The organism is Duncaniella muricolitica, assembly GCF_910574735.1.
Lineage (GTDB): Bacteria > Bacteroidota > Bacteroidia > Bacteroidales > Muribaculaceae > Duncaniella > Duncaniella muricolitica.
Genome location: NZ_CAJTCF010000082.1, coordinates 1 through 17,294, shown reverse-complemented (window position 1 = coordinate 17,294; position 17,294 = coordinate 1). Strand labels below are relative to the sequence as shown.

The following is a 17,294-nucleotide window of genomic DNA, read 5'->3' as shown; positions in this document are numbered from 1 at the left end:
CAACCCGACGCAGACCTGAAAATAATGCTCGCCGATGCATCTGAATCGCCGCCGGAAGAAACTGAAAACTGATAAGGGGGCTTGTCCTATACAAAAAGTTAGCCCAACTTCTATATTTCAAGAAGTTGGACTCGACTTTTTATGGTTTAGCGGACAGTAATAATTATTTTTGACTTTTATTGTACGTATTTATCGCAAGAGCTTACCAGATAATCACGCGCTCAGCCTCCGGACGATACATGGGCTGACCTTCAGTGATGCCGAATGCCTCGAAGAAGGGAGCGATGTTGCGCAGAGTGACATTAACACGGTTGATGCCGAGCGAATGCACGTCGCCTGTAGTGAGCGAGCGTATCTCCTCGGGACGGATATTGTTGGCCCAGAGGTTAGCATAGTTCATATAGAACACCTGCTCGGGGGTAAAGCCGTCTATGAGAGCCTCGGGCGACTTGATGTCGACACCCTTCTTGTCCTGAGCATTGAGGAAGGCTGTCATGGCTACACGCAGACCACCCTGGTCGGCGATATTCTCTCCAAGAGTGTAGGCACCGTTGGCATGGAGACCGGGGAGCACTTCCACCTCGTCAAACTGAGCGGCGAGACCCTGGGTCTTCTCCTTAAACTTGGCAGCGTCCTCGGCTGTCCACCAGTTGGCCATATTGCCCTGAGCGTCGAAGTTGCAGCCCTGATCGTCAAAGCCGTGAGTCATCTCGTGACCGATTACGACTCCGATGCCGCCATAGTTTTCCGCGTCGGAAGCATTGGGATCAAAGAAGGGAGCCTGGAGAATAGCGGCCGGGAACACGATTTCGTTGGCCAGAGGATTGTAGTAGGCGTTCACGGTCTGAGGTGTCATGCCCCACTCGGTGCGGTCAACAGGCTTGCCCCACTTGGCGTAGGTGTCGGCCTGATGCCACATAGCCACATTGTGCATGTTTTCATAATAGCTGAGTTTGGGGTCAATCTCCATCGACGAGTAGTCTTTCCACTTGTCGGGATAGCCGATTTTGACTGTAAAGGCAGCGAGTTTCTCATGGGCACGGGCCTTGGTGGAGTCGCTCATCCAGTCAAGATTGTCGATGTGCTGGCCGAGAGCCGTGCGGAGATTCTCTACGAGACCCACCATATAATCCTTGGATGACTGGGGGAAGTATTTCTCGACATAGAGCTCACCCACAGCCTCGCCGAGAGCACCCTCGGTGGCCGACAGCGAACGTTTCCAGAGGGGACGAAGCTCCTGGACACCGCTCATCACCTTGGAGAACTCGAAGTTGGCATTGATGAAGTCGTCAGAGAGCTTGGAAGAAGCCTGGCTCACATAGTCCCAGAGATAATAGTCCTTGATTTCGCGGTCAGAGAGCGAGGCCATGAGCTTGGAGGCGGTGGCCATCACCTTGGGCGAGGTGACAATGATAGTGTCGGGGGTCGGGATGTTCATTGTCTCGATGAAGAAACGGTCCCAGTTGACCGAAGGATATGCCTCCTTGACCTGAGCGATAGTGTAGGGATTATACATTGCAGGGATGTCGCGGCTCTCCTCGCGTGTCTTGGAGTCCTTGGCCAGCGCAGTCTCTATTTTCAGGACATTGGCCATGATACGGTCGGCATCGGCCTTGGAATATCCGGCATTCTGCATCTGAGTGGAGATAAGAGTCTTGTAAGCCTCGCGTACCGAAGTGTTGCGCTCGTCGTCGAGCAGATAGTAGTCACGGTCGCCGAGTCCGAGGTGAGCACCGTCGAGATACATGGCATAGACCGTCGAGTTGGCAAGGTCCTCCATCGGGCCGGCTCCGAAGAAAGGCGAAGCATAGTTGCCGTGCATCCAGAGGAAGAGGTCGTTCATGCCTTCGTGGGGAGTCTCCTCGATTTTTTTGAGGTCGGCGAGAATGGGGGTCGCACCCTCGGCGTTGCGGCGTGCGGTGTCCATGGCCTGCGAGTAGACAGTCCACACCTTGTAAGCCACTGTGCCGGGCTGGGGATTGGTAGAGCCGAGACCTTCGACAAGGCTCTTCACTCGGGCCTCGCATGTGTCGCTGATGATGTCAAACTGACCATAGCGGGCATGCTCGGGAGTGAGAGGATTGGCTTCCATCCATCCCTTGTTGATGCGGGTGTAGAAGTCCTGGCCGGCGGGAATGGTTGTGTCAATGTAATTGACATTCAGGCTGGCGAGATGCTCTGAATTGCCGCTGCCACACGATACGGAAGCGAGCGAGAGCGTCATAGCGATTGCTGTAAGTGGAAACGCTTTCATGTAAATGATTGGAATAGAGTGTATGTTTATTTTGTGTGATGTCATTCCTGCCGGAGCGACGCGAGGGTGTCGCGCAGACTCTCCTCGGTGGTGGTGAGGCGCGAGCGGCATTCGCCGAGCAGCTCGGTGGCACGGCGGGTGTAGTCGGCCAGGTGGTCGATGTCGCAGCGGTCGCCCTGCATCATGCGCACGATATTATCGAGCTCGGCCACACACTGGGCATATGTAAGCTGACTTACTGGTGTAAATTCCATGCTTTATTATATTATAAACAGTAATTAGCAATCGGGAAATCAGATAGCTGTGCAAAGATACACAATTACCGATTACCTGTTGCTAATTACTGCTTAAAAATTTTTTCCTGCGTGGATATGCGGTCAGCCTATCGCACTCACGATGCGGTCAAAAATCTCATCGACCGAGCCGAGACCGTGGATGGCCTTGTAGCTGCCGTCGCGCACGTAGTATTCGCGCAGAGGCGAAGTGGTGTTGTGATACACTTGCAGACGCTGGCGGATAGTGTCGGCATTGTCGTCGGCACGGCCCGATGACTTGCCGCGCTCTATGAGACGCTTTGTCAGCTCGTCGTCAGGCACTTCGAGGCCTACTACGGCATGAATCTTCTCACCGCGGCCCGAGAGCATCTCGGCCAGCGCGTCGGCCTGGGGAATGGTGCGGGGAAATCCGTCGAAGATAAAGCCCTTGGACGAAGGGGTGAGACGGTCGACTTCCGATGCGAGTATGCGCACCATCAGATCATCGGGTATAAGATTTCCGCCTGAGATGTAGCTGTCGGCAATATTTCCAAGTTCTGTGCCGGCGGCGATTTCACGGCGAAGCACTTCGCCGGTTGAAATGTGAGTCAGGCCATAACGGTCTATGAGCTTTTCGCTCTGGGTGCCCTTGCCGCTGCCGGGGCCACCAAAAATTACGAGATTAAACATCTTTCTTTTCTTACCTTACTCTTATGTTGTACAGTGCGGACGTCTGAATGTTACGCCCGGACAGAAGGGGGGCTTCACAACATCCTGCGCCCGTCACTCATAGCTTATTCTGACTGCTCGTCAAGGACATATATGTCCTTGAGGTTGCGGGCCATGCCGTCGATGTCGAGGCCATAGCCGATGATGAACTTCTTGGGTATCTCAAAACCCACATAGTCGGGCGACACGGGCACCTGCAGAGCCTCGGGCTTGAACAGGAGCGTGGCTATGCGCACCGACGCGGGATTCATGGCCTGGATGTCGGCATGCAGACGCTGCATGGTGTAGCCGGTGTCGATAATGTCCTCGACAATGATGACGTGACGGCCCTCGAGATTCTCCGAGAGGCCCATTATCTGTTTTACCACGCCGGTGGTGCCTGTGCCCTCATAGCTCTTCAGACGTATGAAGGTGATTTCGGCATCAATATCGAGCGCGCGGAAAAGGTCGACGGCAAAGGGTGCCGCACCGTTGAGCACGCACACGAGGAGAGGATACTCTCCGGCATAATCAGCCGAAATACGCTGGCCAAGCTGCGCTACCTGCGCGCTGATGGCGTCATTTGTGATGAAGGGACGAAATGTGAGACCCTGATATGTCTTTCGTTTCATTTTGGCAACTTTGGGTGCAAAGTTAGCAATTATTTATAACATGGTCAAAAGTATGGCATAAAAGTTTTTAAACATACAGGTGTCACAAAAGTTCGTATTTTCACAAAAATTTTGCTTGCCGACACGCCGTAAACGTAGACTTTTGCGCCCTGCGGCCGCCGCGAAACTTTTGTATGCCTATTTTGTTCTCTTTTGTGTTTTTTAATTTTGATTTTTGCACTAAAAGGCTTACCTTTGCTTTTCAACGAAATCAATTCTAACTTAATAACTCACATAAAACCTTACAACGATATGGAAAACGATCAGTTGTTACAGGAAGTAACAGCCAAAGCCAAGGTGTGGCTCGGCGAAGGATACGACGCGGAGACCCGCGCCGAAGTGCAGCATATGCTTGACGCCGATGACAAGACCGACCTGATAGAATGCTTCTACCGTGACCTCGAATTCGGAACCGGCGGACTGCGCGGCATCATGGGTGCCGGCTCCAACCGCATGAATATATACACCGTGGGTGCCGCCACCCAGGGCCTCGCCAACTATCTCAAGGAAGCCTTCAAGGACCTGCCCGAAATCAGCGTGGCCGTTGGCCATGACGTGCGCAACAACTCGCGCAAGTTTGCCGAAATCGTAGCCGACATCTTCTCGGCCAACGGCATCAAGGTATATCTCTTCGACAGCTTCCGTCCCACTCCCGAGCTGTCGTTTGCCATCCGTCACTTCGGATGCCAGAGCGGCGTCAACATCACCGCCTCACACAACCCCAAGATCTACAACGGCTACAAGGCCTATTGGGAAGACGGTGCCCAGATTATCGCTCCCCACGACGTCAATATCATCGACCACGTCAACCGCATCAAGAGCGTGAGCGAAATCAAGTTTGAGGGCGACAAGTCGAAAATCCAGATTGTAGGTCCTGAAGTCGACAAGGTATATCTCGAGAAAATCAAGGAGCTCTCGCTCAGCCCCGAGGCCATCGAGCGCAACAAAGACCTCAAGATTGTCTACACCCCCATCCACGGCACAGGCGTCGAACTGATACCCGCCTCGCTCAAGAACTACGGCTTCGCCAACATCATCCACGTGCCCGAGCAGGACGTGCCCAGCGGTGACTTCCCCACCGTCGAGTCGCCCAACCCCGAAGTACCCTCGGCCATGGCTCTCGCCATCGCCAAGGCCAAGGAGGTAGGAGCCGACATCGTGATGGCCTCCGACCCCGACGCCGACCGCGTGGGATGCGTGATACGCGACAACAACAACGAGTATGTGCTGCTCAACGGCAACCAGATATGCATGATACTCCTCTACTACATCATCACCCGCAACCGCGAGCTCGGACTCATCAAGGGCAACGAGTTTGTCGTAAAGACCATCGTGACCACCGAGACCATCAAGAGCATCTGCGACGCCAACAAGGTGAAGATGTTTGACTGCTACACCGGCTTCAAGTGGATTGCAGCCGTGATGCGCGACAACGAGGATGTGCTCCGCTACATCGGCGGCGGCGAAGAGAGCTACGGCTTCCTGGCCGAGACCTTCGTGCGCGACAAGGACGCTGTGTCGGCATGCTCGCTTCTGGCCGAAGCCTGCGCATGGGCCAAGGACAAGGGCATGGACTTCCAGGCCATGCTTGCCGACATCTACAAGACCTATGGTTTCAGCCTCGAGGTAGGCGTGTCGGTGGTACGTCCCGGCAAGAGCGGCGCAGAGGAAATCCAGGCTCTCATGAAGCAGTTCCGCGAGAATCCGCCCAAGGCTCTCGCCGGCAGCCCCGTTGTGGAGGTGAAGGACTATCTGTCGCTCAACGCCACCAAGGCCGACGGCTCGGTCGAGAAGCTCGACTTCCCCACCACATCCAACGTGCTCCAGTACTTCACTGCCGACGGTTCAAAGGTGTCGGTACGCCCCTCGGGCACCGAGCCTAAAATCAAGTTCTACATGGAGGTACGCATACCCATGGAGTCGGCCGACCAGTACAACGCTTGCAACGAAGCCGCCCATGCCAAGGTGGAACTCCTGAAGAAAGATCTGGGCATCTGAAATTAATTTTTCAATTATAAATTAGTAATTAGCAATTAACCTGACCCGCCGTGGCCGGTAATTGCTAATTACTGATTAATAATTTAATAATTGATTATGAGGTTGGTCATACAGCGCGTAAGCCGCGCATCAGTCAGCATCAGCGGTCAGCTCCGCGCCTCGACAGGCCCGGGGCTGATGGTGCTTGTAGGGGTAGCCGAAGGCGACACCGACGAGGATGCCCTGTGGCTCGCAGCCAAGACTGCGTCCATGAGAATATTTTCCGATGAAAACGGAGTGATGAACCGCTCGGTCATCGACTGTGGCGGCGACATTCTGGCCGTAAGCCAGTTTACGCTCAACGCCTCCACACGCAAAGGCAACCGCCCCAGCTACATCCGTGCAGCCGGCCACGATGTGGCCATCCCGCTCTATGAGCTTTATTGCGCTGAATGTGGACGGCTCACAGGCCGCGAAGTGGCCACGGGAGTGTTTGGTGCCGACATGCAGGTCGAACTGGTCAACGACGGCCCGGTCACCATCATCATCGACTCACGCCTCAGGGAATAACATCACCGCCATGCCGACCGACTCACCCGCCGTATCCCCCACCCTTGCCGACGTGCAGCGCACAGTCGACGAGTGGATACGCTCCACCGGATGCGGATATTTCTCCGAGCTGACCAATGCCGTAATCCTCGCTGAAGAGACCGGCGAAGTGTCACGCGTGATGGCCAGACTTTATGGCGACCAGAAGGCCAAACCGGGCGACAAGATCTCGCTGGCCGACGAACTCGCCGACCTGCTGTGGGTGCTCACAGCCATAGCCAACCAGACAGGCGTGGACCTGACACAGGCCTTCGCCGCCAATCTTCAGAAAAAGAACCTCAGAGACAAGTACAGATTTCAATCCGCCAATACGGAGCCAACATCATAAGGTAATGCCGGGATGCCCTCAAAGCAACGCTGACCGCCCCCGTGCGCGACAATGTCCAAACCGGCCACCACATAACCTTATAATCCCTTAACCCTATAACCTTTGTCCGCAGGACAAGCACAATTATGGATAAGTACAATCAGGCAATAGCCGACTCACAGGTAATCACCGACGACGCACAGGTCGCCGCAAAAGTAAACGAGATACTCGAAAAGCATCTTGAGGAAAACCGCACTCCCGAAGTGCTGCGCCAACTGTTCAACTGCATCGACCTGACCACACTCAAGTCGACCGACTCTCAGCAGTCGGTAGCTAACTTCACCGAGCGTGTCAACGCCTTTGAGCAGGAACACCCCGAGCTGCCCAACGTAGCCGCCATATGCGTCTACCCCAACTTCGTGCCTATCGTGCGCACCGTGCTCGACGTAAGCTCGGTCGACATCGCGGCCGTAGCCGGATGCTTCCCCTCGGCCCAGTCGTTCATCGAAGTCAAGATGGCCGAGATCGCTCTCGCGGTCGAAGCCGGAGCCGACGAGATCGACATCGTGTTTCCCCTCGGCGACTACCTCGACAACGATTATGAGGAGGTGGCCGACCAGCTCAGCGAGATGAAACACGCCTGCCGCGAATCGCTCCTCAAAGTCATCCTCGAGACCGGCGCGCTCAAAAACGCACGCGACATACGCAACGCCTCGGTGCTCAGCCTCTACTCGGGTGCCGACTTCCTCAAGACCTCGACAGGCAAGGAATATCCCGGCGCATCGCTCGAGGCCGCCTATGTGATGTGTCAGTGCATCAAGGAGTACTATGCCAAGACACAGCAGCCGGTGGGATTCAAGGTGGCCGGCGGAGTGTCGACGACCGACGACGCGCTCAAGTATTACACCATCGTCAAGGAGGTGCTCGGCGAGAAGTGGTGCGGCTCCAACGAACTGTTCCGCATCGGAGCCTCACGTCTGGCCAACAACCTGCTCTCCGACATCCTCGGCACCGAGACAAAATTCTTTTAAACCGTCATAAAAATGGGAAATTGAAAATTTCACGGCAATCGCGCCATCCCGGCGCAATGAATCCTCGTTTTCAAATTTTCAATTTCCCGTTTTCATATCATTCTGCATGAAATATTGGATTATTGTCAATGACACCCGGCTGGGCCCTATGGATCTCGAGCAGGTCATCAACACTCCGGGCTTTGGCCCCGACACCCCGATATGGCATGACGGGCTGTCAGACTGGACCACGGCCTCACGCGTGCCGGAGCTGGCCGTGCTCTTCTCACGCCCCGCTCCGGCCCAACCCTATGTCCACACCTATGCCCCCGGCAGCCCCGCTCCGGCCGAAGAGCAGCAGATGCCACCCACCTATCTCGTGTGGGCCGTGCTGTCGACTCTATGCTGCTGTCTGCCCACAGGCATCGTGGCACTTGTGTATGCATCCAAAGTAAGCCCGCTATACCTTCGTGGCGACTACCGGGGCTCGCGCGAAGCCTCCGAAAAAGCCTGCTGGTGGGTGATAATATCCTTTGTGGCCGGCCTCATCTGGGCACCGTTTTCAGCCATATGGTCGCTGCTCACCATGTGAGCCGGCGCGTATGGATAGCCGTGGGGCTCATAGCTGCCGCCGCCCTCATCGCGGCCTATTATCGGCTCGGACCCGAGTCGGGCCTGTATCCCCGCTGCATGTTCCGCCAGCTCACCGGGCTTGACTGCCCCGGCTGTGGCTCGCAACGCGCCATCCACGCGCTGCTTCACGGCCACGTGGCCGAGGCCTGGGGCTACAATGCCCTGCTCCTGGTCGAGATGCCGCTGATAGCACTCCTGCTGGCCGCAGGCTCCATGCGCCGACGCTTCCCGCGACTCCATGCAGCCCTCAACTCGCGCTCATTGACAGTCACGCTCCTCGCCACCATCATCGGTTGGACCATAATACGCAATATTTTCAACATCTAAGCCTCGCGCTTATCTCATCAAGCAACATGAATATCCTTCCCGGACATAAGATAACGCTACGTGCCCTCCTCTTCTTTGCGGCGGTGACCCTTATAGTGTATTTCCTGCCGCGCACCGACAAGAACCACTATATCTACGAAGTCAACCGCCCCTGGAGCTACGCGCTGCTCACCGCTCCGTTTGACATCCCCGTGCACCTCGACTCGGCAAGCGTCGCTGTGCTCAAGGACAGCATCGACCGCAATTTCGAGCCGGTATACGTACGCGACCTGGCCGCCGAGAAGACCCTCATCTCCGACTATACCACGCGACTCAACTCCGCCAAAGGACTGGATATTACTCCGGCGCAGAAAAACCAGATAATCCGCGCCATACGCAATATCTATGACAACGGCATCGTCGACCGCGACACCTATCAGCGCATCGCCTCGGGCCAGCTCCCGACCGTGAGGTTCATTCACGACAACGTGGCCATCTCCATGCCCACCAACCGCTATCTCTCGGCCTTCCGTGCCTATGAGCACCTCGACAGCACCCTGCGCGACCGCGACGTCAGGGCAGCACTCACGGCCACACGCCTCTCCGACATGCTCCAGCCCACCATCACGCTCGACACCGTGACCTCGCGCCGCCTCATCGACGAGGCCTATCAGAAAGCCATGGCCCCGGTGGGAGTCATACAGCAGGGCGAGCGCATCATCGACAAAGGCGAAGTGGTCACCACTCGACTGGCCACCATACTCGACACCTACGAGCAGATGATCGACGACCGCGGTGACGGCAAAATCTCCCAGCACCACTATCCGGTGGCCGGCCAGATACTCTATATGGTCATCCTCTTTGCCGCGCTCTACAGCTATCTCTACTATTTCCGGCCCGATTATTTCAGCGACAACCGCACCGTAGTGTTTCTGATGTCGCTCCTGACGGTGTTTACGCTCTTCACGTTTGCCATGCAGGCCGCCTTCCGTTCGGGCCTCTATATATCACCCTTCACGATGGTGCCCATACTCGTGCTGGTGTTTCTCGACTCGCGCACGGCCTACTTTGCCCATCTCATCCAGGTGCTCATATGCACTATCGTCGCCCCGTTCCCGCTCGAGTTTGTATTCATCCAGTTCATAGCTGGCGTGGTGGCCATCGACTCGCTCAAAGACCTCGCGCGCCGCAGCCAGCTCATACGCACCGCCGCCCTGATATTCGTGGCCTACTCGCTCTGCTACATCTCCATCGAAGTAATGCAGTCGGGCTCGCTGGCCAAGACCGAGGGCAGGATATTCGGATGCTTCGGCATAAACGCCATACTCATCTCGTTCAGCTACGTACTGATGTTTCTGCTCGAGCGAGTGTTTGGCTACACATCGCGCGTGACACTCGTAGAGCTCTCCGACACCAACAATCCGCTCCTGCGCGAGCTCTCCGAAGAGTGTCCCGGCACCTTCAACCACTCCATGGCCGTGAGCAATCTCGCCTCAGTGGCCGCACAGGCCATCGGTGCCAACGTGCAGATGGTGCGTACAGGCGCGCTCTATCACGACATAGGCAAAATTAAAAACCCCGCCTTTTTCACCGAAAACCAGCACGGTGTCAATCCCCACGACGCCCTCGACCCCATCCAGAGCGCGCGCGTGGTCACAGGCCACATACGCGACGGCCTCGCAATGGCCGACAAGGCCAAACTGCCCCCCAAGATACGCGAGTTTATTTCTGAACACCACGGAGCAGGCAAGGCCCGATATTTCTACACCACCTACTGCAACTCTCACCCCGACGAAGAGGTCGATCCCACCCCCTTCACCTACCCCGGCCCCAACCCCCGCAGCCGCGAGACCTCACTGCTCATGATGGCCGACGCCGTCGAAGCAGCCTCACGCTCCATGAAGGAACATTCGCCCGAAGCCATCACCGCGCTCGTCAACAAGATTATCGACGGCCAGATAGCCGAAGGGCTGCACAACGAGTCACCCCTGTCGTTCAGAGACGTCCAGGCCGTCAAAGCCTCCTTCATACAGCGTCTCCGCACCATGTATCACTCGCGCATATCCTATCCCGAGCCGGTCAATAAAGTTGAGAGTTGAAAGATTATAGTTTAAAGAGTTTATAAAGTTCAAAAAAGTTTATAAAGTCACAAAATTAAGCCCTCAGCCACCCCGGCATGCAAAAATTACTAATTACTAATTACTAATTGCTAATTCCCCAAAAATGTTACCTAAATTACTTCCATTGCTCTTTGCCGCTGCCACAGCCATGAGTGCCGCAGCCTACACACCGATCACACTGCCCGCCATCCCCGCCGACCCGCAGCTCGAGAAAAAGGTGGCCCAAAAGGTCGCCGCCATGACCCTTGACGAAAAAATCGGACAGATGATACAGCTCCAGATCGACATCATCGGCGACCATGACGCCGACGGAGTGTTTCATTTCTCACAAGCCAAAGCCGACAGCGTAATCGGCACCTACAAGGTAGGCTCATTTCTCAACACCCCCGGCACCACCTGCCTCACCGCCGCAGAGTGGTGTCAGTTGATACCCAAGATACAGGAAACATCGCTGCGTCTCACGGGCATACCCACCATCTATGGCCTCGACCAGAACCACGGCACAACCTACACAGCCGACGGCACACTCTTCCCGCAAAACCTCAACGTAGCGGCGACTTTCGACACCTCGCTGGCACGCACGGCCGCCGAAATCACAGCCTACGAGACTCGTGCCTCCGACTGCCCCTGGACATTCTCTCCCACACTCGACCTCGCCCGCGACCCGCGCTGGCCGCGTTTCTGGGAAAACTATGGCGAAGACCCGCTGGTCAACGCACTGATGGGCGCGGCCGCCGTCAGAGGCTTCCAGGGCGACGACCCCAACCACGTAGGGCCTCGCCACATAGCCGTCTCAGTCAAGCACTTCATGGGCTATGGCATACCCTTCTCGGGCAAAGACCGCACACCGGCCTACATATCCCCCTCCGACCTGCGCGAGAAGCATTTCGCCCCCTACCTCGAAGCCATACGCAACGGCGCGCTCACTCTCATGGTCAACTCTTCGTCAATCAACGGCACCCCCGTCCACGCCAACCCCATACTCCTCACCCAATGGCTCAAAAACGACCTGCAATGGGACGGCATGATAGTCACCGACTGGGCCGACATCAACAACCTCTACACCCGCGAGCATGTGGCCAAAGATAAGAAGGACGCCATACGCATAGCCATCAACGCCGGCATCGACATGGCCATGGAGCCATACAAATGCGACTTCTGCACGCTGCTCAAAGAACTCGTCGAGGAGGGCAAGGTGCCCATGAGCCGCATCGACGACGCGGCCTCACGGGTGATACGCCTCAAATATCGCCTCGGCCTCTTCGACCGCCCCGACACCTATCTCAAAGACTATCCCGAGTTTGCATCCAAAGGCCACGCCGAGGCCGCCCTCCGCGCCGCCGAGGAGTCGATGGTGCTGCTCAAAAACGACAATTCACTCCTGCCCCTGCGCCCGGGCATGAAACTGTTCGTCACCGGCCCGACAGCCAACTCCATGCGCTCGCTCAACGGCGGATGGAGCTACTCATGGCAGGGACACATAGCCGACGCTTACGCCAAAGACCACAACACCATCCTCGAGGCCCTGCAACAGCGTTTTGGCAACGACAACATAATCTATCGTCCCACCGTTACTTTTGACGAAAAAGGTTCCTGGCAAAGCGAGCTGCGCTGCACCGACGCAGAGTTTGCCGAAGCCGCAGTATGCGCAGTCAAGGCCGACGCGCTCATCCTCTGCATCGGCGAAAACTCCTACTGCGAGACTCCCGGCAACCTCTCCGACCTCCATCTCTCGCCCCTGCAGCGCGACATGGTGAGACGCTTCGCCTCGCTCGACCGCCCCATAATACTCGTGCTCAACGAAGGTCGTCCGCGCATCATCGCCGACATAGAGCCGCTCGCCTCGGCAGTCATCGACATCATGCTCCCCGGCAATTTCGGCGGCGACGCACTGGCCCGCCTCATGGCCGGCGACGCCAACTTCTCAGGCAAACTCCCCTTCACCTATCCGCGCGAGATCAATTCGCTCGTCACCTACGACTACAAGACCAGCGAGGAGGTCGGCAGCATGGAAGGAGCGTATGACTATGACGCGCGTGTCAACGTGCAGTGGCCATTCGGTTACGGCCGCAGCTACACCACCTACACTTACTCCGACCTCAAAGTCGACAAGACAGAGTTTGACGCCTCCGATGCACTCACAGTGACACTGCTCGTCACCAACACCGGACAAATGCACGGCAAGGAGTCGGTGCTGCTCTTCTCGTCTGACCACGTGGCCTCGATAGTACCCGACAACAAACGACTGCGCGCTTTCACCAAACTCGCGCTTATGCCGGGCGAGACGCGCGAAGTGCGATTCACCATCCCGGCCACCGACCTGGCATTTGTAGGAGCCGACGGCCGCTGGACCCTCGAAGAAGGTGACTTCACCCTCACCGTCGGCCAGCTCTCCGTCCCAGTCCGCTGTACATCGACCACAACCTTCCCTCGCCCCAACATCTAATACACTTATAGTTTAGAAAGTCTAAAAAGTCAACAGAGTTAGGACAAGAGTTGCTATGCTACCATAACTATACGATTGTCCCATTATAATCCGACGGCATCCCCCTGTCCTCTGACGAGAGAGGGGGGATGTTGCAGCACTCCCAAAAGCAGATAAAAAGCAGTTAATATGTAGATTGTTGTAGCAAGGAAAGAGATTGTTGCAAAAATGTCGATAAGTAGATGGTTTGTCACCGTCAGGGGGCAAAGAAAGAGGGTGCTGCAAAACGTCTATTAGTAGCTGATTTGTACCCGTCAGGGGGCAAGGAAAGAGGGTGTTGCAAAACACCCGAAAGCAGATAATTTGCAGACTGTTGTAGCAAGGAAAGGCCCGTAGGGCCTGTGCGAGCTTAGGCCATGGCAAGCACCCGCGTAAGCGGTGCGCAGCCATGGTACAGAATAATTATCCACAGAATGTGCCGCGTAGCGGTACAACAATACAAGCGTATCAAAACGTTCTGTCGCAGTGAATTACCATCATGGCACTTTGTGGCACCGCTACGCGGCGCCACAATAGCGACAAAACATGCTCATTAGCACACTTGGATACATATCCTAATTTTCAGTCATGGCCAATACATATACACAGGTTTATCTGCACATAATTTTTGCAGTAAAAAACCGGGCATCACTCCTGCCGGCAACTACTCTGACACGCGTCCACTCCTACATTGGCGGAGTATTAAAACAACATGGCCATATACCATTGGCAATCGGAGGCATTGACAATCATATTCACATCATGGTTGCATATAACATCCGGCAATCGATATCCGATATGATTAGAGACATAAAATCATCCTCCTCTCGATTTATAAACGAATCTCGCATAATACCATTTCATTTTGAATGGCAAAGTGGATATGGGTGTTTTTCATATTCACATTCCCAAATCAATTCTGTATGCGAATACATCAATCATCAGCATGAACATCATAAGTCTATAAGTCTTGAAACCGAAGTACGCACCATATTAGATAGACTGGGCATGACATATGATGAACGATATGTAATCCGCGAACCTTGACAATCTTACTTATCAAAGAGAGACTATATATAGAATTTGTCATTGAAAAACTCATAGGCTCTGACGAACTTTGACTATGGTGAGCACCCGCGCAAGCGAAACGATGATATGATATATAGATACATGGCGGAGGTTACTTCCGAACGGTTTAATCAGCTTGTATGCTGAAATTCCGGTGCATCATAGATTAATGTGACCCACAATTGTATCTGACATTCACGTCTGCAGGACGTCGGTTACGATACTTCGAGGATGTCACAATCCTTATACAACAACCAATATATCAACATATTGTGGCAAGAAAGAGATTGTTGCAAACCATCTATAAATAGATGGTTTGTCACCGTCAGAGGGCAAAGAAAGAGGGTGCTGCAAAACGTCTATTAGTAGCTGATTTGTACCCGTCAGGGGGCAAGGAAAGGCCCGTAGGGCCTGTGCGAACTTAGGCCATGGCAAGCACCCGCGCAAGCGGTGCGCAGCCATGGTATAAAGACATATATAAGACGGTGTGCCGCGTAGCGGTGCCACAAAATGTCATGATGGTAATTCGCTGCAACTTAACGTTTTGATATGTTTGTATTGTTGTACCGCTACGCGGCACATGCTATGGATAATTGTTCTGTACCATGGCTGCGCACCGCTTACGCGGGTGCTTGCCATGGCCTAAGCTCGCACAGGCCCTACGGGCCTTTCCTTGCTACAACAGTCTACAAATTATCTGCTTTCGGGTGTTTTGCAACACCCTCTTTCCTTGCCCCTGACGGTAACAAATCAGCTACTAATAGACGTTTTGCAACAATCTCGATTATTAACATGCCGAAAAAAAAGCATCCGCAACCCTTTGTGTGAGCTGCGGATGCTTGAATTATAGACTATTTTCTATGTGTATACAGAATCGGGGAAGATTACTTTAACGTGAGTTCGATATAAGAGTTCAGTTATCCAATAATAAAACAAGAGACTGTCTAATAACCCAAGTTAGGCAGTCTCTATTTTTATACACAAAATCAGAAGATTTAGGCAGTCTTTGCCACTACAGATATAAGCTTTGGGTAAAAGTTTAAAAGAGTGTTCGTATAAAGCAGTTTCGCTGTTCCTGAAGACAAAAATTTGTCAAAAAATGAGGATTTTGCCCATGCATGGGCAAGTTTCCTCAGATTATGAGCAAGCGCTTTCAGACCGAAGTCGATTTTCGCTCCGGTCAGCCCCTTTAGCCTGAGTCGTCTGAACCTTCCGCATTCCTTTATCTGGCCGAACACTGCTTCCGGTTCGATCGGGCGTTTGCTCCTATGCTTCAGTCCATGCTCGCTTGTAAGAAGTTCTCTTGCCCTGGCTTTATAGTCGTCAAGTGTGTGGTTCACTTCTATCTGTCGGTCGCGTTTGGATTTATGACATTGCCCCCTTAGCGGGCAACCTTCGCACCTGCCGGCTCTGTAAACGCTGACCGTCTGTTGGTAACCACTTGCAGTATAACGTTTTTCCTGACGGATAAATTTCATTTTCTGTCCCATCGGGCAGACATAGAAGTCATCATCGGGATTGTAGAAAAGGTTTGACACTCTGAAAGGATTGTTTCGGTAGCCGCGCCGTTGCTCGACATGGAACATGTTGTATTTGACATACGGGGTCATGCCGTTGCTGAACATGTACTCGTAGTTCTCCTCCGAGCCGTAACCGCTGTCGGCAACGATTTCCTCACTTTGCATACCGTATCGGGTTTTGAACGATTCCAGATAGCTGATCATCGTGAGGGTATCGGTAGGACGCTGATAGATACCGAAGTTGGTTATGAACTGGTTCTCAGTGGATATCTGCACATTATAGCCGGGTTTAAGCTGACCGTTGAGCATGGCGTCCTCTTTCATGCGCATGAACGTGGCGTCGGGGTCGGTCTTGGAGTATGAGTTGCGGGAACCCATGGTTTCGAGCTGCTCCTTATATCGGTTCATCCTCGGCACAGCGTCCGTCTCTATCTGTTTCAGGGCCTTGCGGTCTTCCTTACTCAGGTTATCTGCATCAACCTTTTCCTTAATGCGTTCAACCCTTTTGGCTACGTCTTCGGCCGTAAGTTCCTCAGACACGGGATTTTCCTGATTCTCAACAGCGTGGTTCTGTTCTATCTGTCTGAGCAAAGCCTCGGTTTTTGCCTTGAGTCTGGCATCGTATTTCTCAACCGAACCACGCCACACAAACGTGTACTTGTTGGCAACCGATTCTATCTTGGTTCCGTCGATATACTGTACTTTCAACGACACAAAGCCTTCTTCATGGAGCAGCCTGACCACTTGGGTAAACACTGCGTCAAAGCCCTCCTTCAACCGTTTGCCACGATAATAATTGATAGTGCGGAAGTCGGGACGCTTCATGCCTGCAAGCCACATAAAATAGATATCCCTCCTGAGAAGTTCCTCGATGCGACGCGAGGAGTATACATTGCTCAGATATGCGAAAATCAGCACCTTGAGCATCATTTTAGGATTAAAGGCGCTATTGCCTCCGCCCCGGTAGGTCGAGAGGATATCGCTGATGTCAAGACGGTCTATGACCGCATCGACAACCCTTACCATGTGATTTTCGGGTACAAGTTCATCCAGCGATGGTGGAAGAAGCAGATTCTGTTTTCTATTGTCGGATTTTATTGCTAACTTTGCCATGTTATGTTTTGATTATTAGTGATTTAGTTGCAACCCAAATTTACAAAATATTTATGACATGACAAAGGCTTTCATGCTGAATTTCAGCGCGAAAGCCTTATTTTTTTAGACTGTTGAAACTATAAAAAAGAGACTGCCCAAACTTGTTAGACAGTCTCTTTTCTTGGTATTCTCGCGAAAAATTCGTAAATTTATAGTGTCCAATTATAACATTTACGGCTCAAGCCGAAATTCCGGTGCATGTAATTTTCAGAAAATTGTTAAATTTGCGGTATGAAAA

The 17,294-nt window shown here is 53.7% G+C and carries 14 protein-coding genes; 9 read left to right on the top strand and 5 right to left on the bottom strand.

From position 1 onward, the window contains the following. Positions 1-202: 202 nt before the first annotated feature. From QGT73_RS14640 to hpt, 4 genes are all read right to left on the bottom strand, one after another. Complete coding sequence (locus QGT73_RS14640) at positions 203-2,254, bottom strand: M13 family metallopeptidase (RefSeq protein ID WP_280122897.1); 2,052 nt, start codon at positions 2,252-2,254, stop codon at positions 203-205. 41 nt (positions 2,255-2,295) lie between these two features. After that, entirely contained in the window at positions 2,296-2,508 is a 213-nt protein-coding gene (locus tag QGT73_RS14635; RefSeq protein WP_123616535.1) for an exodeoxyribonuclease VII small subunit, read from the bottom strand. A 123-nt stretch (positions 2,509-2,631) separates the two neighbouring features. Further along, positions 2,632-3,198: an adenylate kinase gene (locus QGT73_RS14630; protein ID WP_123616536.1), complete on the bottom strand. Its 567-nt coding sequence runs from the start codon at positions 3,196-3,198 to the stop codon at positions 2,632-2,634. A gap of 104 nt (positions 3,199-3,302) precedes the next feature. Next, entirely contained in the window at positions 3,303-3,848 is a 546-nt protein-coding gene (gene hpt / locus QGT73_RS14625) for a hypoxanthine phosphoribosyltransferase (RefSeq protein ID WP_123616537.1), read from the bottom strand. A 291-nt stretch (positions 3,849-4,139) separates the two neighbouring features. On the opposite strand from hpt, the gene QGT73_RS14620 reads away from it, so the two are divergent. From QGT73_RS14620 to tnpA, 9 genes are all read left to right on the top strand, one after another. Continuing rightward, positions 4,140-5,885, top strand: a complete 1,746-nt coding sequence (locus QGT73_RS14620; RefSeq protein ID WP_280122896.1) for a phospho-sugar mutase — start codon at positions 4,140-4,142, stop codon at positions 5,883-5,885. 96 nt (positions 5,886-5,981) lie between these two features. Beyond that, a complete protein-coding gene (dtd, locus tag QGT73_RS14615) occupies positions 5,982-6,434 on the top strand; it encodes a D-aminoacyl-tRNA deacylase (RefSeq protein WP_280122895.1) in 453 nt (150 codons plus the stop codon). Between the two features lie 10 nt (positions 6,435-6,444). Then, positions 6,445-6,801, top strand: coding sequence for a nucleotide pyrophosphohydrolase (locus QGT73_RS14610; RefSeq protein ID WP_280122894.1), 357 nt, complete (start codon positions 6,445-6,447; stop codon positions 6,799-6,801). A 125-nt stretch (positions 6,802-6,926) separates the two neighbouring features. Then, positions 6,927-7,811 (top strand): deoxyribose-phosphate aldolase, encoded by an 885-nt coding sequence (deoC, locus tag QGT73_RS14605; protein ID WP_280122893.1) that lies wholly within the window; start codon positions 6,927-6,929, stop codon positions 7,809-7,811. Positions 7,812-7,917: 106 nt separating this feature from the next. Continuing rightward, positions 7,918-8,382, top strand: coding sequence for a CD225/dispanin family protein (locus tag QGT73_RS14600; RefSeq protein ID WP_280122892.1), 465 nt, complete (start codon positions 7,918-7,920; stop codon positions 8,380-8,382). Next, positions 8,361-8,750, top strand: a complete 390-nt coding sequence (locus QGT73_RS14595) for a DUF2752 domain-containing protein (protein ID WP_280122891.1) — start codon at positions 8,361-8,363, stop codon at positions 8,748-8,750. Before QGT73_RS14600 ends, QGT73_RS14595 begins: the two co-directional genes overlap by 22 nt. A gap of 26 nt (positions 8,751-8,776) precedes the next feature. Then, positions 8,777-10,828: an HD family phosphohydrolase gene (locus tag QGT73_RS14590; RefSeq protein WP_280122890.1), complete on the top strand. Its 2,052-nt coding sequence runs from the start codon at positions 8,777-8,779 to the stop codon at positions 10,826-10,828. 124 nt (positions 10,829-10,952) lie between these two features. Next, positions 10,953-13,295 carry a glycoside hydrolase family 3 N-terminal domain-containing protein gene (locus tag QGT73_RS14585; protein WP_425278409.1) on the top strand — a complete coding sequence of 781 codons (2,343 nt, stop codon included), beginning with the start codon at positions 10,953-10,955 and terminating at the stop codon, positions 13,293-13,295. Between the two features lie 606 nt (positions 13,296-13,901). After that, positions 13,902-14,360, top strand: a complete 459-nt coding sequence (gene tnpA, locus QGT73_RS17555) for an IS200/IS605 family transposase (protein WP_425278408.1) — start codon at positions 13,902-13,904, stop codon at positions 14,358-14,360. 1,016 nt (positions 14,361-15,376) lie between these two features. Here the strand turns inward: tnpA and QGT73_RS14580 are convergent. After that, positions 15,377-17,014 carry an IS1182 family transposase gene (locus tag QGT73_RS14580; protein WP_280122889.1) on the bottom strand — a complete coding sequence of 546 codons (1,638 nt, stop codon included), beginning with the start codon at positions 17,012-17,014 and terminating at the stop codon, positions 15,377-15,379. Positions 17,015-17,294 lie beyond the last annotated feature (280 nt).

What these genes read in the sequence shown, in the direction of transcription:
- QGT73_RS14600 (WP_280122892.1), top strand. Translation starts at nt 7,918, where the DNA reads ATGAAATATTGGATTATTGTCAATGACACCCGGCTGGGCCCTATGGAT.
- QGT73_RS14590 (WP_280122890.1), top strand. Translation starts at nt 8,777, where the DNA reads ATGAATATCCTTCCCGGACATAAGATAACGCTACGTGCCCTCCTCTTC.
- QGT73_RS14635 (WP_123616535.1), bottom strand. Translation starts at nt 2,508, where the DNA reads ATGGAATTTACACCAGTAAGTCAGCTTACATATGCCCAGTGTGTGGCC.
- QGT73_RS14585 (WP_425278409.1), top strand. Translation starts at nt 10,953, where the DNA reads ATGTTACCTAAATTACTTCCATTGCTCTTTGCCGCTGCCACAGCCATG.
- QGT73_RS14630 (WP_123616536.1), bottom strand. Translation starts at nt 3,198, where the DNA reads ATGTTTAATCTCGTAATTTTTGGTGGCCCCGGCAGCGGCAAGGGCACC.
- dtd (WP_280122895.1), top strand. Translation starts at nt 5,982, where the DNA reads ATGAGGTTGGTCATACAGCGCGTAAGCCGCGCATCAGTCAGCATCAGC.
- QGT73_RS14610 (WP_280122894.1), top strand. Translation starts at nt 6,445, where the DNA reads ATGCCGACCGACTCACCCGCCGTATCCCCCACCCTTGCCGACGTGCAG.
- QGT73_RS14580 (WP_280122889.1), bottom strand. Translation starts at nt 17,014, where the DNA reads ATGGCAAAGTTAGCAATAAAATCCGACAATAGAAAACAGAATCTGCTT.
- hpt (WP_123616537.1), bottom strand. Translation starts at nt 3,848, where the DNA reads ATGAAACGAAAGACATATCAGGGTCTCACATTTCGTCCCTTCATCACA.
- QGT73_RS14595 (WP_280122891.1), top strand. Translation starts at nt 8,361, where the DNA reads ATGGTCGCTGCTCACCATGTGAGCCGGCGCGTATGGATAGCCGTGGGG.
- deoC (WP_280122893.1), top strand. Translation starts at nt 6,927, where the DNA reads ATGGATAAGTACAATCAGGCAATAGCCGACTCACAGGTAATCACCGAC.
- QGT73_RS14640 (WP_280122897.1), bottom strand. Translation starts at nt 2,254, where the DNA reads ATGAAAGCGTTTCCACTTACAGCAATCGCTATGACGCTCTCGCTCGCT.
- tnpA (WP_425278408.1), top strand. Translation starts at nt 13,902, where the DNA reads ATGGCCAATACATATACACAGGTTTATCTGCACATAATTTTTGCAGTA.
- QGT73_RS14620 (WP_280122896.1), top strand. Translation starts at nt 4,140, where the DNA reads ATGGAAAACGATCAGTTGTTACAGGAAGTAACAGCCAAAGCCAAGGTG.